This window comes from Rothia dentocariosa ATCC 17931, from assembly GCF_000164695.2.
Classification (GTDB): domain Bacteria; phylum Actinomycetota; class Actinomycetes; order Actinomycetales; family Micrococcaceae; genus Rothia; species Rothia dentocariosa.
The window spans coordinates 186505-206199 of sequence record NC_014643.1 but is presented as its reverse complement, the minus strand read 5'-3'; the positions used below and the strand labels follow the sequence as shown (position 1 = coordinate 206199).

Annotated in this window: 23 protein-coding genes and 1 pseudogene; 13 read left to right on the top strand and 11 right to left on the bottom strand. The window is 51.2% G+C overall.

The window, feature by feature from the left end; all coding sequences use genetic code 11:
- The first annotated feature begins 376 nt into the window (after positions 1-376).
- From HMPREF0733_RS00890 to HMPREF0733_RS00860, 7 genes and pseudogenes are all read left to right on the top strand, one after another.
- A complete protein-coding gene (locus tag HMPREF0733_RS00890; protein ID WP_238382308.1) occupies positions 377-1144 on the top strand; it encodes a protein RtoA (Ratio-A) in 768 nt (255 codons plus the stop codon).
- 443 nt (positions 1145-1587) lie between these two features.
- A complete protein-coding gene (locus HMPREF0733_RS00885; protein ID WP_041321837.1) occupies positions 1588-2319 on the top strand; it encodes a hypothetical protein in 732 nt (243 codons plus the stop codon).
- A gap of 226 nt (positions 2320-2545) precedes the next feature.
- A complete protein-coding gene (locus HMPREF0733_RS00880) occupies positions 2546-2773 on the top strand; it encodes a YdeI/OmpD-associated family protein (protein ID WP_013397528.1) in 228 nt (75 codons plus the stop codon).
- A gap of 111 nt (positions 2774-2884) precedes the next feature.
- On the top strand, positions 2885-3346 hold the full coding sequence (locus HMPREF0733_RS00875) for a DUF2867 domain-containing protein (RefSeq protein ID WP_013397527.1): 462 nt from the start codon (positions 2885-2887) through the stop codon (positions 3344-3346).
- Positions 3347-3443: 97 nt separating this feature from the next.
- Positions 3444-4076, top strand: a pseudogene (locus HMPREF0733_RS00870) (class I SAM-dependent methyltransferase); the annotation flags it as partial.
- 66 nt (positions 4077-4142) lie between these two features.
- Positions 4143-4340, top strand: coding sequence for a type II toxin-antitoxin system VapB family antitoxin (locus HMPREF0733_RS00865; RefSeq protein WP_013397525.1), 198 nt, complete (start codon positions 4143-4145; stop codon positions 4338-4340).
- Entirely contained in the window at positions 4337-4708 is a 372-nt protein-coding gene (locus HMPREF0733_RS00860) for a type II toxin-antitoxin system VapC family toxin (RefSeq protein ID WP_013397524.1), read from the top strand. The genes HMPREF0733_RS00865 and HMPREF0733_RS00860 overlap by 4 nt, the downstream gene beginning before the upstream one ends.
- Before the next feature lie 139 nt (positions 4709-4847).
- Here HMPREF0733_RS00860 and HMPREF0733_RS00855 read toward each other — a convergent pair whose 3' ends face one another.
- From HMPREF0733_RS00855 to HMPREF0733_RS00840, 4 genes are all read right to left on the bottom strand, one after another.
- Positions 4848-5105 carry a GlsB/YeaQ/YmgE family stress response membrane protein gene (locus tag HMPREF0733_RS00855; protein ID WP_037231102.1) on the bottom strand — a complete coding sequence of 86 codons (258 nt, stop codon included), beginning with the start codon at positions 5103-5105 and terminating at the stop codon, positions 4848-4850.
- A 376-nt stretch (positions 5106-5481) separates the two neighbouring features.
- The gene (locus HMPREF0733_RS00850) at positions 5482-6297 is read right to left on the bottom strand and encodes a class I SAM-dependent methyltransferase (RefSeq protein WP_013397522.1); all 816 of its coding nucleotides are present in this window, start codon (positions 6295-6297) and stop codon (positions 5482-5484) included.
- A gap of 329 nt (positions 6298-6626) precedes the next feature.
- Entirely contained in the window at positions 6627-6815 is a 189-nt protein-coding gene (locus HMPREF0733_RS00845) for a hypothetical protein (RefSeq protein ID WP_080556853.1), read from the bottom strand.
- Between the two features lie 149 nt (positions 6816-6964).
- Positions 6965-7924 carry an NADP-dependent oxidoreductase gene (locus tag HMPREF0733_RS00840; RefSeq protein WP_041321519.1) on the bottom strand — a complete coding sequence of 320 codons (960 nt, stop codon included), beginning with the start codon at positions 7922-7924 and terminating at the stop codon, positions 6965-6967.
- 299 nt (positions 7925-8223) lie between these two features.
- Between HMPREF0733_RS00840 and HMPREF0733_RS00835 the strand changes: the two genes are divergently transcribed.
- The gene (locus tag HMPREF0733_RS00835) at positions 8224-8856 is read left to right on the top strand and encodes a DJ-1/PfpI family protein (protein ID WP_041321836.1); all 633 of its coding nucleotides are present in this window, start codon (positions 8224-8226) and stop codon (positions 8854-8856) included.
- 122 nt (positions 8857-8978) lie between these two features.
- Here HMPREF0733_RS00835 and HMPREF0733_RS00830 read toward each other — a convergent pair whose 3' ends face one another.
- Positions 8979-9761, bottom strand: coding sequence for an SDR family NAD(P)-dependent oxidoreductase (locus tag HMPREF0733_RS00830; protein ID WP_013397517.1), 783 nt, complete (start codon positions 9759-9761; stop codon positions 8979-8981).
- A 131-nt stretch (positions 9762-9892) separates the two neighbouring features.
- Positions 9893-10252, bottom strand: coding sequence for a nuclear transport factor 2 family protein (locus HMPREF0733_RS00825; protein ID WP_013397516.1), 360 nt, complete (start codon positions 10250-10252; stop codon positions 9893-9895).
- A 93-nt stretch (positions 10253-10345) separates the two neighbouring features.
- Between HMPREF0733_RS00825 and HMPREF0733_RS00820 the strand changes: the two genes are divergently transcribed.
- The 4 genes from HMPREF0733_RS00820 (at position 10346) to HMPREF0733_RS00805 (ending at position 15112) form a co-directional block, all read left to right on the top strand.
- The gene (locus HMPREF0733_RS00820) at positions 10346-11002 is read left to right on the top strand and encodes a TetR/AcrR family transcriptional regulator (protein ID WP_013397515.1); all 657 of its coding nucleotides are present in this window, start codon (positions 10346-10348) and stop codon (positions 11000-11002) included.
- Between the two features lie 756 nt (positions 11003-11758).
- Positions 11759-12838: a protein argonaute-2 gene (locus tag HMPREF0733_RS00815; protein ID WP_244864769.1), complete on the top strand. Its 1080-nt coding sequence runs from the start codon at positions 11759-11761 to the stop codon at positions 12836-12838.
- A 284-nt stretch (positions 12839-13122) separates the two neighbouring features.
- A complete protein-coding gene (locus HMPREF0733_RS00810) occupies positions 13123-14349 on the top strand; it encodes a histidine kinase (RefSeq protein ID WP_244864767.1) in 1227 nt (408 codons plus the stop codon).
- Between the two features lie 151 nt (positions 14350-14500).
- Positions 14501-15112, top strand: coding sequence for a Type 1 glutamine amidotransferase-like domain-containing protein (locus HMPREF0733_RS00805; RefSeq protein WP_013397512.1), 612 nt, complete (start codon positions 14501-14503; stop codon positions 15110-15112).
- Positions 15113-15266: 154 nt separating this feature from the next.
- Here HMPREF0733_RS00805 and HMPREF0733_RS00800 read toward each other — a convergent pair whose 3' ends face one another.
- The 5 genes from HMPREF0733_RS00800 to HMPREF0733_RS00780 form a co-directional block, all read right to left on the bottom strand.
- Positions 15267-16013 (bottom strand): class I SAM-dependent methyltransferase, encoded by a 747-nt coding sequence (locus tag HMPREF0733_RS00800; RefSeq protein ID WP_244864765.1) that lies wholly within the window; start codon positions 16011-16013, stop codon positions 15267-15269.
- Between the two features lie 140 nt (positions 16014-16153).
- Positions 16154-16588, bottom strand: a complete 435-nt coding sequence (locus HMPREF0733_RS00795) for a hypothetical protein (RefSeq protein WP_013397510.1) — start codon at positions 16586-16588, stop codon at positions 16154-16156.
- Between the two features lie 21 nt (positions 16589-16609).
- Positions 16610-17305: a class I SAM-dependent methyltransferase gene (locus tag HMPREF0733_RS00790; RefSeq protein ID WP_013397509.1), complete on the bottom strand. Its 696-nt coding sequence runs from the start codon at positions 17303-17305 to the stop codon at positions 16610-16612.
- Between the two features lie 79 nt (positions 17306-17384).
- On the bottom strand, positions 17385-17801 hold the full coding sequence (locus tag HMPREF0733_RS00785; RefSeq protein WP_013397508.1) for a DoxX family protein: 417 nt from the start codon (positions 17799-17801) through the stop codon (positions 17385-17387).
- A 461-nt stretch (positions 17802-18262) separates the two neighbouring features.
- Positions 18263-18904, bottom strand: coding sequence for an LppP/LprE family lipoprotein (locus HMPREF0733_RS00780; RefSeq protein WP_013397507.1), 642 nt, complete (start codon positions 18902-18904; stop codon positions 18263-18265).
- 249 nt (positions 18905-19153) lie between these two features.
- Here HMPREF0733_RS00780 and tpx point away from each other — a divergent pair, with 249 nt between their 5' ends.
- A complete protein-coding gene (gene tpx / locus HMPREF0733_RS00775; RefSeq protein WP_041321518.1) occupies positions 19154-19654 on the top strand; it encodes a thiol peroxidase in 501 nt (166 codons plus the stop codon).
- The last annotated feature ends 41 nt before the right edge of the window (positions 19655-19695 follow it).

Sequence of the window (19695 nt, the reverse complement as noted above, 5' to 3'; positions counted from 1 at the left end):
AGAGTAAACGAATATCCCCTACATGTTACATGTCTTAGTTTGTGCAAGCATCTTCCTGTGCGGGTAGTAACTCTCAACCCCCAGGGCTTACGCTAATTCCGGCGATGCGAAGCCGGGGTAATACCTAGATAGACCCAACTCAAGCACATATATTTCATAGATAAAATATTCAATATTTCTTATTGTAAGAAGTTTAGAGAAAGAGTTATTTTAGTTTTATAATACATATCTATTCTTTATTATGTAATATATCCACTTATTTACACCCTGTTATAAAAAATATTTGCAAAATCTGGAAAATTTCTGACAATACACATGGGCTTATGCGACGGTTAAAATACCAGCTGAATATTTATCAGGAGAAAGGATGCGAATTATGACTACCACGAAGGTACCTGTATATGTATCCCTGGCTGTTGCTGGCATTATGGCTTTGAGCGCCTGTGGTTCAAATAGCTCTAATAATGCTTCGAATTCTTCCCCATCATCTTCATCATCAACAACAGCCTCCAAGACAGCTAGCGCCGGTGGATCTGGCACGGTGAGCAGCGGTGATGGAAACTCCGCAAACTCCGGTTCAGGCGCTAACGGCGGCGCAGCAAATTCTGGTGCTGAAGACGGCACTGGGGCGGATCAAAACTCCGGCACTGGCGCACAGAGTGGCAGTGTAACCGGCGCCGATACCAACGGCGGAGCACAAGCGAACCAGGGCGCTGAAGCCCAAGGCGGTGCCCAGCAGCAACAGGCCGATCCTGGAGGGGCGAATGCTGCGAATGATGAACATAATGTCACGAAAAACCCCAACGCATTGACCCCTGGCGAATACGTAATTCACCGCGAAGCTTCCTGGGATTACGTTGATACCACGGGTTCTCGGTATCATGTAGACGGCGACGGTGGCTGGACGAGCGTTGGGGAAGACGGTACCAGTACCGTTGCGGCGGATGGTTCTTGGACTAAGAACTATGCCGACGGGCACACGGTAGCCCGGGTAGAGGCTGACGGAACCTACCGGGTTACCTATGACGGTCAGCTTTCCCCTGAGATGCCCAGCAATGCTGTCCCGGTGTCTCCTGGAAAACTCCCTGACCCGAAGGCAGTCCCGGCAGTAAACCCGGTACAGCCCACTAAGCCGGGCATGTAATAACCAGCAGGGACACTTTCGCAAAGTGATTTGCGCGAAACGGGTGCGCATCCTCAATACCTGAGGATGCGCACCCTATTGTGTGCACAGCGTACACGCCCGCTGAATTTTTTTTGGGGAGGGGGGGCTAACGTCGTCGCGGGTTATGGGTTGGGGGAGAATGTTAAAAATTCTATACCGGTGGAAGCCACCGTCTTGGAAATATGTGAGACAGTATAAATTTATGATTTTTCAAAATATTAATAATCGTTAGTTGATTCGTTCATAAATAAAATTTAGTTTAGATATATAAGCTAATTCAATTTCTTTAATGTGTAATACACGGGTGTAATGCATTTTGTGGTAAAAATATTTGCAAAATCTGGAAAATTCCTGACAATACATGTGAGCTATGCGACGGTTAAAATACCAGTTGATATTTATCAGGAGAAAGGATGCGAATCATGACTACCAAGAAGGCTACCGCATGCGTATCTCTGGCTGTTGCTGGCATCTTAGCTTTGAGTGCATGCGGCTCAAATAGTGCGAATGATTCTTCAAGTTCGTCCTCGGCTTCTTCTTCATCAAGTTCATCTCGTGCTTCTAGCTCCACAGGAAGCTCCAACGCTGTGAATAACGGCGGTGGAACATCTGGAAATTCCGGTTCAGGCGCTAACGGTGGCGCAGGTGCGGAACAGAATTCTGGTAATGGTGCAGTGCAGGGTGACGGCGGTACTGGCGCTAATGGAGGCGGCACCCAGGCAGACCAGGGTGCTGGAGCTAACGGCGGTGTCGCTGGCGGCGGAGCTCAACAACAGGGCGCCCCCGGAAAGACAGCGAACCAAAATCCCGGTTCTGAAGGGTATGTGCAGGTTGCTGAAGACGGATCCTGGACTGCAACCGAACCCGACGGTGAGATTGTAAGGGTGTATTCCGATGGATCGTGGGATCGGAGCAATCCAGCCACCGGAAACACCGATTGGGTGGGTGCCGATGGATCCTGGATTACAAATGAAAATGGTCTGCCCAACGGCTCCAATAAGAATTCACAGGTGCAACCTAACGGTACCTACGAGGTCAGGATGAACGGTGAAACGTCTCGTGAGACCCCAAGTGGAACGCCTGAAACCCCCGTGATGCCCAATGGTTCGAATGCGGTAACCCCTAAGGGAGCGGTTCAGCCTGCAAAACGCTGATACCCCTTTGAAAGAAACGGTTAGGCGCGCATCCTCAACCATCGCAGGATGCGCACCTCTCTGCCTCTGTGAGGTGAAAGCTAATAAAACCACCCTCAGGAGTGCTGTGACCCGCGGAAAATACTGCCCGGTATAGTTCGCGCTTACCTGAAATCTTGAACCTGCCACCGTGCTACAGGTAGCGTGGAGTACAGGTACACGATAAACACCCACCTCAGGAGGCTTTATGCGCGAACAACACACTATGCCGAAAGATATTGCGGCGGCCCTGAAAAACGCGGGGTTACGCACCGACTATAAGGCTCGACCAGCGTATCAGCGCAACGACTATATTGGTTGGATCAACCGCGCCAAGACACCGGCGATGCGTATCGAGCGCCTCGAACAAATGCTCACCGAGCTGGCGCAGGGCGGTATCTATATGGGCAAGGAACATAAGGCCTCACGCAAATAGTCCGTATCCTGAAAAACGCACCTTAAGGCGTATTGCGCACCCTCTAGGGGTAGGCGATACGCCTTTACCTGCGTTATTTAGGTCCGCTGAGCACGTTTAGGAGCCTTGAACATGCGATTTAACGATATGAACTTTTCTGATGGTCACTATGTGCAGATACCCGCTAGTTGGGACGCCCAGGAATTTACCCACCGCTTTTTATCTGCAACCCCTCCGTGGGTTCGTGTGATAATGCGGGTCCGTAACCGTGTTGTACAGAAAATGGGGTTTACAGTACAGCCCGCAACGAAATCCACTCAATTGGAGGTCGCGGTTGGTTCATCAGCGGGCCCCTTTACGTTTACTGAGGTCACCGATGAGCATGTTATCGGTGGCCATAAGGATAAGCATATAGAGTTCTCCTCAAAATTCGTGGTTACCGCTGCTGAGGAGGGCAGCACGTCTGCGCGTGGCGGGATTGAAACACATGCTCAGCCTCAATCGGCTGTGGGGAAGGTGTACCTAACATGTATCTGGCCTTTCCATAAGATCCTGGTGCCTTATATGCTGCGTCAAGTCGAGATAAAACCGTGAGCACAAAAGGCTATGATCCTCGCACGGTGAATTCTACGATGAAGACAACCCCAATAAGGCGGACCATGATTATTACCGTTCTCTAGCTCATCGGCGTAATGCCCAAAGAATCCTTGACCTAGGATGCGGTACCGACATACTCACCGTAACTTTAGCTCAATCGGGGCGTGCTGTTATCGGTGTAGACCCGTCAGCATCAATGTTAGAGTACGCACGCAGTCGCCCCGGTGCTTCCAAAATCCGGTGGATTCTGGGGGATAGCCGAAATGCTCCCGACCATGGCTTCGATTTGGTAGTGATGACTGGTAATGTGGCGCAACACATCCCTAGCCCACAGTGGGAAAAGACCTTGAATGACCTACATCGTATAATGCGCTCAGGTGGAATGCTCGCGTTCGAGAGCCGTAATCCAGCATGTCGGGCCTGGGAAAGTTGGACTACGTCTACTACGACTCGCTCTACACGGCACGGACTGATATCTGAATGGTCAGAAGCGGTTGCGCCTGATAATAATGGGCAGGTTCTGCACCGCACTAACTATCACTTCATGGACTCTGGAGAGACTGTGGTCCAAGAGAGTATCCTAACTTTTCGAGATAAAAAGACATTAGGCTACCAGCTGCAGAATGCAGGATTTGAAATACATGCCGTATGGGGTGACTGGTGCCGCACCCCTTTTGATGGCACTCAACCGATTATGGTTTTTGAGGCTGCGGTGCCAACGGGGTAGATATGCAAAATAAGGCAGCATCATTATCCGCACCATGAGTATGATATTACTGATGTGGAGGTTATTATGCGTATAACTGTGACCTTGGATGAAAAAGTTGTTGCTAAGGTGGCGAAACTAACCGGTATTGAAGAACGTTCAGTCTTGGTGCGTGAGGCTATGGAAACCCTATTACGTATCGAAAATGGGCGTCTGCTCGCTGCATTAGGAGGTTCCGACCCTCAAGCCCAGGCGGCTCCGCGGCATCGAAATGTGCAGTCATGATTTTAGTTGATACCAATGTTTGGATAGATCATCTGCATCGTACAGAGCCCGAACTATCAGAGCTCCTGATGAGTGATGAAATTTGCTGTCATGATTTAGTGCTTACAGAACTAGCTCTTGGGTCTCTTAAAAAGCGGAACGAGTTCCTGTCTGCCCTGAGCGAGCTAAAACAACTTCCCACAGTCGATGATCACGAAGTGCGGTGGTTTATCGAGAAACGTAAGCTGTGGGGACGCGGTTTATCTGCTGTTGATGTGCACCTTTTAGCCTCGGTTGTGGTAGTTCCAGGAACTACTCTGTGGACTCGTGACAAACGTTTGCGCGATGTGGCACAAGACCTGGGGTGTCGGTTCGAGAATGATGGATGATACGCATCCTAATCTGTGCTCTGGCCAAATACAGGAGGTGATTTAGTCTGTCTTTAACTAGCGCACCCATAACACACAATAAAAGCGGATCCTCGAAACAGAATGTTCGAGGATCCGCTTTTGCAGAATGTGGAAGAAGCTACTTCTTGTGTGTGACGCTCAAGTAGATGGAGATAGCGACCATCGCGGCGATAATCGAAAGAATCCAGCGGATCCAGTCGATACCGGCGGTTTCAGCAACGCCAAGCAGACCAGCTACCCAGCCTCCGACAAATGCGCCGACAGCACCCAAGATGATGGTCCAAAGAATAGAAATATTCTGCTGACCCTTCATGAACAGGCGGGCAAGGGCGCCAATAATAGCACCCGCAATAATCATCCCAATAAGCTGACCCATAGATACCTCCTTGCGGTTTGGATGAGTCATATACTGCGCAGAGTTCCATAGACTTTGCACACGAGCGATAATGTGTGGTTATCGCATATGAACCCTCAATTGTACAGTACAAATTACTTGATGGGTAAACTATATGTGTATGCGGTTCCAACCCGGATTGTATACTATGCGGAGCCTGCGAAGCTATAACCCCAGGAGCAGAAAAGAGCAGCTGGGGTAAGACGCGCTAAAAGGCAACGGGTTCTGGCTTGTTACCTCACCCATTTTCGGAATGCGGTTTATTTCCTGCTGCGCTTGAAATAGTGCCCCGGCGGGTAAATCGCCGGATCCTGCTTGTGCAGGAAGAATAATCTGATGACGCTTGAAATACGCAGGGTTAGTCTATCCGGTAGTGGAGCATACGGAAGGATTCCTTCAGGAATGGTAAACGCCGCGCTATCATGGCAGACAGTGCCCCGCTCTTCTTCCACGCCGGAAAGTCTGTCATCAGCCGTTTAGCGCTCACCAAGCGAAGGTTATGAGCCCAACGCTCGGGTTCATGATCGTCGTCGCATCCAAAAACGAATCGCGCGCGGGAGTGCTTAAGTGCTTCGTGCTGATCGGAATGCGTAACCATCCACGAGTTTATGACGTCGAACGCGATCTCACTGCCGTGAAAACGCTGCGCAAGATCGCGGAACAAAGCGCGTACCGTGTAACGGTCAAAGTACATCATCATGCCTTCAATCACGAACAGAAATTGGGCATTCGGCTGCAGATCGTTCAGCTCGTCCATCCAACCCGCGTCGAAGGCTGAGGTTCCCAGGAAAACTTCACTGCCTTGCGGGGGCAGCAACTTTATACGCAAAGTCATCACATCGGGTAAATCTAGGCTGTAAAACGGCACGTTCTGCGCGATTTCACCGATGCGTTCCCGGCGGCTGTCTAGACCGCATCCAACATTAACGATCACCGGGTTAGGCTGGCGCTTAATAAAATCGGCCGCCAGTCGGTCAAAGTAATCTGAGCGAATCGCGGTGCCGACAACGGTGTGAATAATGTTATCAAATTTAGAGAAATTGTAGTCTAACTGCGAAACGATGCGCCCCGCTGCCTCATCTTTGATGATTGGGTCGGGCTGTTGCGAGGCGAGGTGCTTCATGTATAGGGGGATAAGCAAGGTCTCGCTGATGGCATCTTCGATTTTCAGCATAGGAAAAGGTCCCTTTCAGCTTTGACGAGGAGGTTAGCTTATCCTTAGTATACCGCGCGAGAACCTTTATTTTTAGGGTCTTTTCCAAAGGTTTTTATGCGGCGGCGCAAGATTGAGGAGTGAGTGCTACATGGGCGAGGGGCGGCTCTAGACATGTAAAGAAGAACCGTGTGAGGCACATACTGGTGCATATTCAGGTTCTTATTCCGGCGTTACAACCACAACATGACAAAGCGGGAGCATTTTCTTCATTCGGGAGCAGTTAAAGTGCTCCCGAATGAAGAAAATGCTCCCGAATTGAGCGTTACCGCAAGAGAGGGACTCTTCCATTACCTAAACAAATCCCACACGCTGAAGGTCGTGCGGCGGTAGATAGCCCCTTTTACGGCTCGCTTCGGGTTTTTCACAAACCCCATGCCGCGCTTACCATAACCGGGAATCACAGCACTTTTTACGGCGCGTTTTGCCCGACCGGTGGTGCGGGCCTTAATCATTCGTTTCACACTGGGTTTACGCATACCAATTCTCATACCTTTAGCCTACTCCCAGCGCCGCAAACATGCGTGCCGCATCGTCACGGTCATGCATAAAGGCGAGGCTTTGAGTGCATAGCCACCACATTGTGGCCATATGTCAAAACCTCGCCCGTATAAATAACCAAAGAGAGTTACATAACCACTACGAGTTTGCCGCGTGTATGTTTCTCGGCTACACGATCTTGCGCGGCGCCAAGTTCCTCAAGTGAGTATTTCTTCTCAATAACTGGGCGCAGCTGACCACGCTCGACGGCATTGGTAATCCACTTCATGGCCTCGGACGATGCCTTGGTCGCCAGCAGGAAACCCACGCGACGGTTCGTGAACAGCGAGGTCAGCACCGCCGGAAGACCGTCAGGCGAGACCGTCATCATGCGCCCGCCCGGCTTCAAGTAGTTGCGGTAAAACGCGGTCACAACGCCTCCGCAGTCCAGGATCGCATCGAATTTCTCAACCTTTTCGGGGTCTGGCAGAGCCTCATGGTCGTATGCCTCAATCGAACCTAGCTCGCGGCACAGAGCTATATTTTCTTCGGCAGAAACAGTCGCCACCTGAGCCCCCAAAATCTGCCCGATCTGCAGTGCGGCATGCCCTACACCGCCGCTAGCACCCACCACCAGCAAACGCTGACCGGCCTGGAGTTTCAGGTTCTTGCGGAGCACCTGCAGGGCGGCAAGGCTCACGAGCGGCAGTGCCGCCGCATCAATTTGGTTCTGGATGCGCGGTGCATGGTGAATCCGGTTCTCACGGAATAGAACGTATTCGGCTGCTGTGCCGGTGGGTGCCATAGAAATGGAGCCGTTGAACCCCCACACGATATCGCCAACTTTGTAGTCCATCACGCCGGTGCCCACGCTGACAATCTCGCCGAGCGCATCCACACCGGTACCTTTGGGGAAGCGTTTGCCCGTAAAAAGCCGCATTTCGCCTTCGCGCACGATCACGTCAATGCGATTCACGCTGAAGGCCTGCACGCGTACCAACACCTGGCCGGGGCGGGGAGATGGCACGGGAACTTCGTTGATCGTGAGCAGATCAGACCCGCCAAATTTGTCGTATTGTACGGCGCGCATTGTGGTTGGTAGCGACATATTTATCTCTTTCTTATCGGTCATTGCGGAAGCATCGGTGTAGGATGCACGGCATTCGACATGAGAACCGCAGCTGTGTAATGGGCGACGGCACCCAAAATAATGCCTCTGTGTTTAACTCTAACCTGTATGCGTGCCAAACCGTGATAAATGACGGTTTTACGACGGGCACCCGGGTATATTTCCAGGCATACAAACCTGCAGCACATGCCTGAGCGCATAATAAAAACCCTTGATGTGAATAAAACGTTGAAGAATCGTGCTTGATTCACATAAAGACCCTTTTTAGCATGGGTGCTATGACGACTACATCTGTGTACTGTCTTTTCTTCGACGGTTATGAGACTCTCGACGCTATGGGACCTATCGAATTTTTGCACCGTGTGCCTGATGTGCGTATGCGGTATATCTCGGTGGCGGGCGCATCCGAAAACGGTGGTTCATTGGTACGTTCCGCCCAGGGCTTTACCCTCAAGACGGAAATCGTTGAAAGTCTTCCTCCGGGGAGCATTCTTCTGATTCCAGGAGGTATAGGTACGCGCTCTCTCGTAATGAATAACCTATTCCTGCAAAACCTTGCGAAATTGGTACAGCAAAGCCAAACCTGCCTAACAGTCTGCACCGGAGCGGCACTTCTTGCCGCCACAGGTGTTCTTGACGGGAAGCCTGCTACTACTAACAAACGTGCCTTCGAGTGGGTGCGTGGGACGCGCCCACAGGTGGGGTGGCGGCAGAAGGCGCGTTGGGTGAGCACAGAGAAGTTTTATACATCCTCGGGAGTTTCGGCGGGTATGGATATGACCCTAGGTTTTATCGCCGACCGGTGGGGTTTGGAAACGGCTCAAGAGATCGCGTCCCGCTGCGAATATCTGTGGCAAAATGACCCGGATACTGACCCATTTGCACATTCTGCCGAGTTCGAATCAGCGTAGCTTCCTCCCAGCGCATAAAAAGACCCTTTATACGAATAAAGCGTTAGAAAATCCGCTTGATTCGTATAAAGAGCCTTTTTTACAACACTAGGGAGAGGGGAGGGGAGAACAGGGCAGCAAGCCTAGTGCGTCGTAACACCACCATCCACGCTCAATACCGCGCCGGTCACCCATGCGGCTGCATCCGATGCCAAAAACGCGGCGGCACGCCCAATATCATCAACATTCCCGATGCGCCCCAACGGAATCAACGCCGAGGCATTTTGCTTCATTTGCTCCTGCGCTTCAGGCGGCATCGCAGAAACATTGCGCAGCAATTGTGGAGTTTCGACCATTCCCGGCGCAATCGCATTCACGCGCACTCCGGCGGAACCCGTCTCAAACGCTAATGACTGTGTGAAAAGATTTAATGCGCCCTTTGTCATGGAATAGACCGTCGAAGGGCGCCCGGGAAGCATTCGCTTCGAAAAATATGACGAAATGTTAACAATATTGCCAGAATTTTTAGCGAGTTCAGGCAATAACTTTTGTGCCAAGAAATACGGGGCTTTGACGTTGAGATTAAAATGCTCGTCAAAAGCGTTCTCATCGGTTTGCTCAAAGGGAATAAACCGTGCAATACCGGCATTATTGACCAGCACATCAATACTTCCCAAAATATCAAGGGCGTGCTCGGCGGCACGGTGTACTTCAGAAATATCCGTTAAATCTGCTGCGAAGGTGTGCACGGTCACGGGGTATTCGCTCAAGCGCGCGCTGGCTTCTGCAAGTTTTGTGGGGGTGCGAGCAATGAGGAATAGGTTAGCACCTTGGCGGGCAAATTCTTCGGCAATACCGTAGCCGATACCGTCGCTTCCGCCGGTAATAACGGCATTCTTGCCGGAAAGCGCAGAATTGGTATTCATGATGATCTCCTTGGGGGAGGGAATGAGTGATAAAGAGTAATTCCCGCATAAAACCTGCTATCTCAGGCGAGAGCAGCGAATGTGCTGCGGGTATTAGAGAGCTGAAGTTGAATGAAAGCGACTAGAAAGCTTTACTCGCCTTTTATAAAGGCCATAAAGGCGGCGCCGTCAAGATAGATGCTGGAGGCAATAATTTTGCCGTCTCGCACTGTGAGAAATTCCGGAACCTCAAAAATCTGGGTGTCTCCTGCGGGGGACTTTGCGGTGTAGCGCGCAATAACCGCCGCTTTGTCACCTTCAACCACAAGATGTGCAAGCTCAACATTAGTGGTGGAATTAAAAAAATTTCCGGCACCCTGCAGATAATCTTGTTTGCCAAGATTTTGTTCTGCACTGTTGAATCCGTAGGCTAATTTATCGGAAATGTAGTCTTGCCAATTTTCGGCGTGAATTGCCGAATAGTAATTCAGGACGGTCTGCTTAGTAGTCATTTGACCCTCTCGCGAATAGAATATATGACATGCGGGTATAACCCACGCATTTAACTGTAACAGACATGTTCTATTTATTAGGGTAATAACTACGTGATTGATTCATCTAAGCCATTGCGAGCTGATGCGCGGCGCACGGTCAATATCGTGCTTCACGCCGCCGAACAAGTATTGCGCCGAGACCCAACCGCCTCGCTAGAGCAGGTGGCTACGGTTGCAGGAGTCACTCGAACAACTATTCATCGCAGATTCGCCAGCCGCGAGGCTCTTCTCGCGGAGCTGAGTAATATTGCCGTTAGAGAATTTTATGAAGCATTTGAGTCAGCAAGTCCCGAGACCGCTCCTGTAATGGTGGCGCTGCATCGCCTGACCGTTAACGTGATGCGGGTGAAGGCGATCTGGTTGTATGCGATGGCGCATCTGAGCGATGATGATCCCGCCGTGATTACAAAACAACGCACTCTTTTAGGGCGTTTGGGTAAGGTTTTTGAGCGTGCACAGCGTGAGGGCTATATCGCTGCAGATGTAGACCTTATCTGGGCGCAGCGTATGTTCCGTGCCATGACTGACGAGGCGGTAGCTGGTATCACCGGCACCGGCATGGGGGCTAAAGCCCCGCCAATGCCGACCGGGCCGGATGATTTGGCCAGACTGGAGGCGGTTGTAGACGATGCCGAGCTAGACCGCCTAACCACTTTGATTATGCACACTTTGTTCACTGGAATTGGAACCCACGAACCCTCTATATGACATGCAATCAGCGAGATGGATACAAGACCTTATTCGGTAGAAAGTATCTAACCTAGCTCGTGAAATATTGCATTATTGCCCGCCTTGGATCGTAAGAGTGAAGGATAAAAATACGCAGAGTTTAACCGCGTTTCGGTAGTCCACCAGGCAGATACCTACTGGGAAAAAGTTGGTGAGAAACAACATATACTCCTCAACAAAAGGTATGAATCACCCCGCAATACCGTGGGGAGCCGGTAGACGCTATTGTGCACCAGAATGGTTTTACCCAACCAACGTGAGAATAGAGGCTGTATCTCGCGCCACTCAACGCCCCATGACACGGGCGGCGTGCGGTATGTTTTTGTGGGTCTCCACCTTGTTGCGCTCATGGTGCACTTCGAGTAGAAACACTCGATGCAATCGAACATCAGAGGAGAGTCGGGGAACCTGTTTGCCAGTGTGCGTACAAAATTCGGTGAGCTACGTCAAAATATCTAATGGATAAGGTGCGCTCATAATAATTCTGATACATCCCTACAATTCAAGATATGCTTCGCCTGTATCAAAAACGAGAGGCGGAGCTATATTTTTCTGTAAAAACTTAATGGAGAAATTTTTTATAAAACCTTGGCTAAATAACTTCGAATATTTCTATATCAACGTAAAAAATTCGTTCTCAGAATAATTATTGTGATGATTCCTCGATATCTCTTGTATCTCGGTCCTGAATTATGTTTAGGGTTGAATTGTTCATGTCACCGATGAATGGAGTTTATGATGGCTTTTCGCTATTCTCGTTCGGCTATGACCGGAGCTGCTATTTTCACCCTTGCGGGTGTGACGGTTCTTCCGCTTGCGCAGGCAAATGCAGCGCCTGCAAGTCCTCAGGATGAGGCTCGTTCTGGGTCCACTCAGGGCCAGCCAAATTCTGCAGCACAGAACGGTCAGGATCAGGGTCAGCAGCAGAGCGCTAATGCTAACGGTCAGGACCAGCAGGGTGCTAACGCCAGTGGTCAGAACCAGGATGGTGCTACCCAGGGTCAGCAGCAGAGTGCTAACGGTCAGGGTCGGCAGCAGGGCGCCAATGCTGATGCTCAGGGTCAGCAGGGTGCTAACGCCAGTGACCAGAGCCAGAATGGTGCAACACAGGGCGGTGCGGCACAGGATCCTTCGCAAGCTGCATCCGGCGGTGAACAGCAGCAGGGTCAGCCTAGCGCATCTCAGGATCAGCAGGGTACTAATGCCAGCGGTCAGGGTCGGCAGCAGGGCGCCAATGCTGATGCTCAGGGTCAGCAGGCTCAGCCCGGCGCAACCCAGGATCAGCAGCAGAGTGCTAACGCTAATGCTAACGGCCAGGGTCAGCAGGCTCAGGGTCAACAACAGGGCGCACCCGCATCCCAGAGCAGCTCAAACTCGAATTCTGCATCACAGAATAATCAGAGCCGTCAGAGCCAGCCCTCCGCACCCGCGAATCAGAACTCCGGTTTTATTGCGATTACCTCTGTCGATGGATTCATTGACCCGCAGAATACTGATAACGTTCTGTCTGTAGAGACTACGGGGATCGATAATACCCACCGTGTACAGTACGAGCCGCGTGTTCAGGAACTTGATGAGTTCGGGAACATCGTTAATGATGACGTTAGCAACGGCGGAGGGTCTAGTCTTGGTTCGGACGGGAGCTTCGGGATGTACGTGAGTGTTGATGGCACTAAGATTAACCCGAACCACCAGTACCGGGTCTACATTGATGTATTCGATCAGGATACCTTAACGGCGAGTTACGCGTACTACCCCATCGTGGTTTGGAACCGTACCTACATTCCGGTTGTTCCTCTGTCGGCAGCACAGTAATTAATACACCGTATTATCTTTTGCATTTTGTTTAGTGTATTAGATTTCTAAAAATAAAATATATTTTCGGCTCAAGGGTCTTCGGGAGTATGTTTTAGCAATAGGCATGCTGTTGAAGACCCTTTGAGTCGTGTTGACACATTAGTTTATGTATATATTTTCCATCGAAACATTCATGTTGTCATAAAAATAAATATCAAGAAATAATGCTAAAAATGCTAGACCTAAACTCAATCATGTATTACATTTAACAGTATTCCACTAACCGATGAATGGAGTACAAAATGTCCAATACCCGTTTTATCCTGACCGGAGTGGGTGCGCTTGCCCTCCTAGGTGCATCCGTGGTGCCGTCCGTTCCTTCCTTTGCCGCTGAAGGGAACGCTGGTGCGCAGACTCAGCAGGCTATCTCTACGCTTCCGGGTGGCCAAAATACTGGCACTAATAACACCAATGGGAACAACACAAATATTAATACAGGGGCTAAAGTAACTTCCGTTGAGGGCGGTCCGCTGAACCCTCTGACAGGGCAGAACAACCTTACGATTACTGGTGAGGGGATTGACCTCAACAAGTCTTTTGACGGTTTAGGTGCAGAAGTCTACGAGGTTGATGCAGACGGCGACTTCACTGGCGAGAACTTAGTTCAAGACGGCGGAGGCCTTGTTGTGACGGAAGACGGTCATTTCCGTGGCACTGCCAAGGTTAAAGGCGATTTCGATCCCCAGAAACACTATGTTCTCTACATTATGAGCTACCCCGGGCACGGTAACCGCACAATAGAGGCTAAACAAGATCTGCCTGTACAGCAGGTTGACAGCAAGGACCTGCAGTCTTCCGTAACCCTGACCACCAACTCCTCGAAGACAAATATGCTCAGCAGCCACCTGAACACCAATGTCTTGACCCTGACCGGAACCCATTTTGATGACGTGAAGCAGGTCAAGATAAAAGTTGAGGGTCTGGATGAGAACGGACAGGTTAACGAAACTCTTGCCACCAAAGACGTCTCGGCAGAGATGAAGAACGGTAACTTTACTACTCAGATTCAGATTCCTGGATCCAAGATTCAGGAAGGCAAGCACTATCGGGTGCTTATTGAATCCAGCAGCGACGACTGGGTAAGGGCTGTGACTAAGGATCTTTATGGCGATACGGATGATGAGGTTGTAGGCATCATTAACGGTGCACCCCTTAGCCGCAGTGCCGCCGAGAATCACCTGAAGGTTGCTGGCGGCGGGTTTAACCCTGCAGCAGCGGCTCAGAACGGCTCCAAGGTTCGGTTGATTTTCACCGAATACAATGTTGAGCTTGATGATCCCAGCAGCGATGAGATCGTGAATACGACTGTTACCCCGAAACCGAACGGCGACTTCGAGGGCGACCTGACTATTCCCGGTAATAAGCTGCAAGCAGGAAAGAAATACGTGGTACGCGCATACCTTGAATACGCGGATGGCGGAGTCGCAAGCGACATTACCCTCAAGACCCTGGTTCCGACCACGAACTAGGCTTTATTAAGAGAAAATCTCTGTGCTGACACCCCTAGAAGAAGATAAGGTGCTACATAAACCTAAAATTTCCTTCTAGGGGTGTTGCATGGGTAAATCGACCGGTACGATTTGATAAAACCACACTATAGATGCCTTCGCCAGGAGATAGATGATGCGCGCCTTCCTCTGTTCTTACTTCGCCGGTGTAGAACCCGCCTTCAAAAATTTCTTGCGCGGCAACCCATCACAACAGCAGGTGGTGTTTATTCCTACCGCCAGCACGGTTGAAAACACAACTTTCTACGTTCAGGATGCCCTGAATGTTTTCAAAAATTTAGGGCTAACCCCCGATATTCTCGACATTGCAGAAGTTGATTCAGAAACCGCGAAGTTGCGCATCGAACAAGCTGAAGTTCTCTATATTTCGGGCGGCAATACGTTCTATTTGCTGCAGCAGCTCAAATCCAAAGACCTCATCAATTTCATTGTCGAAAAGGTGCGCCACGGCATGATGTACGTGGGGGAGTCGGCTGGAGCTATGGTCGCTTCGCCTGATATTGAGTATGCACGAGTTATGGACGACTCTGACGCTGCTCTGGGAATGTTTAATTTTAAGGCGTTGGGAATTGTCGATTTCTACCCGGCGGTGCACGAGGAAGAAGAACCTTTTGTACAGGCGGTACGCCGTATGAAAAGCGAATATTCGGATAAGCTGGACCTTGTGCCTATCAACAATAGGCGTGCGATTCGGGTTGAGGGCGGCGTTCGCTTTATCGTCTAGGTTTTCTCCATCGGGCAGAAACCCACCGCATAGTGTGTTCACCTTGAAATAGCAGACTCCGGGAGCAGTTTCTTCATTCGGGAGCGGTTAAAATGCTCCCGAATCAAGAAACTGCTCCCGCTTCACCCGTTTATGATTGTAATTCTGGTCTTTCTTAGTCTTGCGGAACCCTGAACGTGATGCAATAGAACTGATCATTCCAGAGCAAGCTGGTGCTTGCATCCTCCATGTCTTCGGGTATCAGTGCCTCAATCTCTGAGAGATCGAAAGTGGCGTTCTTGTAGGCTTTACGGGTGAGGACGTTCTTCTTGTACTGCGAATCGATGTAGTCGGAAGTTTCGTCTGCGATCATAATTTTCGTGCCGGGTTTGGCCACCCGAATCATTTCTTTGATCGCGCGTTTTTTATCGCTAAAGAAGTTAATGCCGCCCACGTGCAGCACCACGTCAAAACTCTGATCGATGAAGGGCAGGTCCTCGGCGGCACAGTTCACTAGGTTCAGGTTCGCGCGCCCACCCCAGATTTTCTGGCATTTCTTGAGCATCCCGAGCGAAATATCGGCACCCGTCCAGTCGATTGCGCTCACCTCAATATCGTCGGGCAGGTAGCGTAGGTCGGTACCGGTGCCGATTGAGACGTACAGCGCCGAGCAGCCGGGAAACCACTCTAGTTCCTTCATGAACTGCTGGCGCATCTGTGCGACTTCATTGCCGTAAGCGAGACGCCCAAACCACCGTTCGCCTAGGTCGTAGACGGAGGCTAAGCGGTTGTAGAATTTCATGTATTTGGCGTTATCGCCCTGAATCTGCGCTTCATCCAGACATAGCAGAATGCCATTCTCTTCGGCGGGAGGGTTAGTGCGGAATTCGGGCTTGAGCTTATCGAGTAGCGTGGTTGACATGATATAGCTTTCGGATTGGTGATAATCAAGGACGATGTCTGCTGTTAAAAACATGACCTCGTAAGCACAATTGTAGATATATCGTCCTTGACGGTCTTCATCCAAAATATTGATTTTTTACCTCAGGACGCGCGCCATTGCTACAGAGCAAGAGAGCCCCACACCATGAGGGCGGCACAGAGGAAGAACAGCATCCATTGTCCCAACATGTAGTAGGTGCGGCGTTCGACTTTCACAGCTGCCAGCTGCACCAGCCATACGAATCCCCACGCGCCTAAGTACGCTGCGATGAATAAACCGATTTCTCGTTTGGCTGGCAATAAGTCGGTGAATGCTAATAGGAACGTAACAATGGTGATCAACAGCAGATCGATACTCACCAGCTGAAACGCGCACATGGCCTGCGTCCAGTGCCGGGAAAGCTCTGTGTGATTAGCAGGGACACGTACCATGTTTTCTGTATTGGCGGGATGCGCAACCGGACGCAAAGACAGCGTCTCGCGGGTTCCAACAAAAATATGTGCGCCGAACGCCAGTGCCATAAGCACTCCAGCCATGACGAAAGGTACTACCATGCGATCCTTCTAACTCCCAAGCTATGTAGTAGAGCTGATTGTCTCTTTTTTAAACACGAGGTTTACGTAGTCGCGTCGTACCAGCCGGGCAGAGCCGCCCGCCACCGCCATATCGTGCAGATGCTGTACAGCTACCGTATGTAGCGGCAGTTCTTGTGTGAGCGCAACTATATCGGCGGCATCGTACAGGGCGAAGCCGTACTTGGTGAATGGCAGGGTCTTCATAAAATCTTTTTCACAGAAGCTTAAACACACCCGCCCGCCGGCGGTAAGCACCCGGCACATTTCTGCGAGCAGCCAAGCCGGTTCCTCCCAGAAATACACCGTATTCACGCTCAACACCTTCGTGAAAATGCCGTCTTCATACGGCAGATTCACGCCGTCATACAGCGCGTACTCAGCCAGCCCTTCTGCGATAAACACGTTATTGGCGGCGCGGGCCTGCTCATACATGAGCGGCGAAATTTCCACCCCATCATAGTGCAGGTTCTCTGCGAGGGAGAGAACATAATTGAGGAGCCCACCATTGCCCGGGCCCGCCTCCAGGATGCGGTCATCTTCCTCAATGCCTAATGCATTCAGGGCGCTCACAATCATGGGAAGATTCCCCAGGTTTAAAGAGTGTGCTAGCTCTTGACCGGTGTCACCCATGGGGCACTTAAGCTGGGAAGCAAGGGCCTTCGCCTGCTCGGCCGGGTTCTGGCGGGTACTAGACATAGTGCTCCTTTATAATAATCCAGGCGTGAAGATTTTTTATCATAGCACGGCCGCAGTTTGTGCCACCGCCAGGAGAGCTTTAGCGCCGAGAGGAGGTTTTATAGATGCGCCAGGCACGGCGAATCATTGGCAGCTGCAACGGTAGACGGCCGAAAGCCACAACACGCTTAAACGCTGACTCATGCCGCCAATCCCACGCCATTTGCACATTCGCCGGGAACACCGCCGTATACAGTGCAATAGCCGCGAGGGCACCCGCCCGGCGGGTTGTTGGGACGGTCAGCAGCCCTGCGATACCAAGCTCAGCAGCCCCCGAAGCATAGGTGTAGAACCGCGCGGAGCCCGGCAGGGCACGAGGCACGATTGCGTCGTAATGTTCGGGTTTCGCGAAATGCAGCACACCCGTGGTCCCTAGAAAACCGGCTGTTACCACGGGCGCTATATGTTTCTTACCGCCGGAGCGGGAATCCTCAGATACGTTTTTCTTCAAGCTCATAATTCTAGTTTTGCACATCCGCACTACTACCGCCGGATGATTTTTATGGATTCTCTAGGGCATCGCACATGCGTGGTTCCGCACCTCTAAAACTGAGTAAATTCACATTTCTACCGCACAGCATGAGCCTTACACGTCGTGTAACGATAGCGAATCCATACCAGAACAGGGTAGAATGAGTGAACCGGTGCTAAGACATCACGGAAAGGCCCGTGAGGGCACCCAATCACTGATCCCATGAAAGGAATCCTCTCTTATGAAGAAGCTCATTGTACTTGCTCTCGTCGGCGCAGCAGCATTTTTCGTGTACAAGAAGAAGTTCGCAGCCTAAGCTAGAGTCAGCAGTTTTGATGGGGTACATAAAGCCCACACGAACTGAATACACAGCAGATTTGCGTGAGCCCCGCATCCAGAAGGTTGGATGCGGGGCTCACCGCTTGCTTACACACGTTTATCAGGAACTACCCGGTCGGCAAATCCCCGTTCATAACAATCTTTTCCTGAGCGGAGTCCCAGGTGAACGTCGCTTGGGAAGACCCCACAGAGGCCGAAATCTGGTTAGCAGAATTCCGTGAGACCGAAGGGGACCCCTGAACTGGGTTGAGCGTGCCGGTTCCCAAGTAGTCTCCGTGATGGAACAGCATAATATGTGACGCACCATCGGAAGACCCGACCGTAATCCACGAGAGCTCCGCACTCGAATCGAAAGTCGAAGTATCCGCCGAACTCAGCGACCACGAATGATGACCGCGAAGTTTACTCGCATTAGAATCCAACGCCAAACGCCCGCTTGAGGACGAAGACCCCGAATTAGAATTTGATGATGCGGTTACCGTAACGGTACTTGCCTCCGGCTGCGGGTTGGCGGTTACCGTTACTACAGACACGCTCGGACTTGGAGAGGCTGAAGAACTGGTGGCACTTGCTGTGGGAGAGTGAGATGCGCTGGTTGAAGCGGATGAAGAACTAGATGAGCTGGAACTGCGTGCAGCCTGCGAACTGCTGCCCGAATCGGTGGATGCGCCAAACGGGTTACCGCAGGAAGAAAGCAGAAGCGCCGCGCCAGCGCAGAAAACTAGCGGTTTTACAGGAAATCTAGACATGAAAAACTCTTTTCGTATCGGTGCGTGTTGTTACTCCTAGTTTACTGGCGGCAACTCGCCAGTGCGGGAGACCTGCCGGGTTTGCGGGTCGAAAGTATACACGCTAATAGCCCGCCCCGTTGCGTAAGTATTTCATATTCCTCATGAACTCCCTTCGCAACAGCATGAATGTACGACGAGACCGCGCGGCCCGGCTCTTACGCGACAGTTCCCCTTGCGCAGAGGCAGAGAACGCGCGACAATGAGGAAATGGCTGAAATTACTTTTCAAAATAACCTTGCAGTTCACACCAGCGGCAACCTTCCCGCCATCGGTTCTAAGGTCCCCGCATTCTCCGTACTCGACGCCGACCTCGCTGAGGTCACCGGCGCCCAGTTCTCGGGTAAGAACCTCGTGCTGAATATCTTCCCCTCGGTCGATACCGGCGTATGCGCCGCCTCGGTTCGCAACTTCAACAAAGAAGCCGCCGGTCTTGATAACACCGTTGTCGTGAACGTTTCACACGATCTTCCGTTCGCGCTTGGTCGTTTCTGTGCCGCTGAGGGCATCGAGAACGTTGTTACCACCTCCGCATTCCGCTCATCCTTCGGGCAGGACTTCGGCGTGACAATGACCGACGGACCTCTCGAAGGGCTCCTTGCTCGCGCCGTCGTAGTCGTGAACCCCGCCGGTGAGGTAGTGTACACCGAGCTCGTTCCCGAAATCACCAACGAACCTAATTACGAGGCTGCGCTCGCAGCTCTTAAGTAAACGCAGCTGAGCCTATCAAGCAGGCACCATGCCCGGTTTTT

Bases quoted from the DNA above. Each gene is read 5' to 3' on its own strand.
- HMPREF0733_RS00890 (WP_238382308.1), top strand. From the start codon at position 377: ATGACTACCACGAAGGTACCTGTATATGTATCCCTGGCTGTTGCTGGC.
- HMPREF0733_RS00885 (WP_041321837.1), top strand. From the start codon at position 1,588: ATGACTACCAAGAAGGCTACCGCATGCGTATCTCTGGCTGTTGCTGGC.
- HMPREF0733_RS00880 (WP_013397528.1), top strand. From the start codon at position 2,546: ATGCGCGAACAACACACTATGCCGAAAGATATTGCGGCGGCCCTGAAA.
- HMPREF0733_RS00875 (WP_013397527.1), top strand. From the start codon at position 2,885: ATGCGATTTAACGATATGAACTTTTCTGATGGTCACTATGTGCAGATA.
- HMPREF0733_RS00865 (WP_013397525.1), top strand. From the start codon at position 4,143: ATGCGTATAACTGTGACCTTGGATGAAAAAGTTGTTGCTAAGGTGGCG.
- HMPREF0733_RS00860 (WP_013397524.1), top strand. From the start codon at position 4,337: ATGATTTTAGTTGATACCAATGTTTGGATAGATCATCTGCATCGTACA.
- HMPREF0733_RS00855 (WP_037231102.1), bottom strand. From the start codon at position 5,105: ATGGGTCAGCTTATTGGGATGATTATTGCGGGTGCTATTATTGGCGCC.
- HMPREF0733_RS00850 (WP_013397522.1), bottom strand. From the start codon at position 6,297: ATGCTGAAAATCGAAGATGCCATCAGCGAGACCTTGCTTATCCCCCTA.
- HMPREF0733_RS00845 (WP_080556853.1), bottom strand. From the start codon at position 6,815: ATGCGTAAACCCAGTGTGAAACGAATGATTAAGGCCCGCACCACCGGT.
- HMPREF0733_RS00840 (WP_041321519.1), bottom strand. From the start codon at position 7,924: ATGTCGCTACCAACCACAATGCGCGCCGTACAATACGACAAATTTGGC.
- HMPREF0733_RS00835 (WP_041321836.1), top strand. From the start codon at position 8,224: ATGACGACTACATCTGTGTACTGTCTTTTCTTCGACGGTTATGAGACT.
- HMPREF0733_RS00830 (WP_013397517.1), bottom strand. From the start codon at position 9,761: ATGAATACCAATTCTGCGCTTTCCGGCAAGAATGCCGTTATTACCGGC.
- HMPREF0733_RS00825 (WP_013397516.1), bottom strand. From the start codon at position 10,252: ATGACTACTAAGCAGACCGTCCTGAATTACTATTCGGCAATTCACGCC.
- HMPREF0733_RS00815 (WP_244864769.1), top strand. From the start codon at position 11,759: ATGATGGCTTTTCGCTATTCTCGTTCGGCTATGACCGGAGCTGCTATT.
- HMPREF0733_RS00810 (WP_244864767.1), top strand. From the start codon at position 13,123: ATGTCCAATACCCGTTTTATCCTGACCGGAGTGGGTGCGCTTGCCCTC.
- HMPREF0733_RS00805 (WP_013397512.1), top strand. From the start codon at position 14,501: ATGATGCGCGCCTTCCTCTGTTCTTACTTCGCCGGTGTAGAACCCGCC.
- HMPREF0733_RS00800 (WP_244864765.1), bottom strand. From the start codon at position 16,013: ATGTCAACCACGCTACTCGATAAGCTCAAGCCCGAATTCCGCACTAAC.
- HMPREF0733_RS00795 (WP_013397510.1), bottom strand. From the start codon at position 16,588: ATGGTAGTACCTTTCGTCATGGCTGGAGTGCTTATGGCACTGGCGTTC.
- HMPREF0733_RS00790 (WP_013397509.1), bottom strand. From the start codon at position 17,305: ATGTCTAGTACCCGCCAGAACCCGGCCGAGCAGGCGAAGGCCCTTGCT.
- HMPREF0733_RS00785 (WP_013397508.1), bottom strand. From the start codon at position 17,801: ATGAGCTTGAAGAAAAACGTATCTGAGGATTCCCGCTCCGGCGGTAAG.
- HMPREF0733_RS00780 (WP_013397507.1), bottom strand. From the start codon at position 18,904: ATGTCTAGATTTCCTGTAAAACCGCTAGTTTTCTGCGCTGGCGCGGCG.
- tpx (WP_041321518.1), top strand. From the start codon at position 19,154: ATGGCTGAAATTACTTTTCAAAATAACCTTGCAGTTCACACCAGCGGC.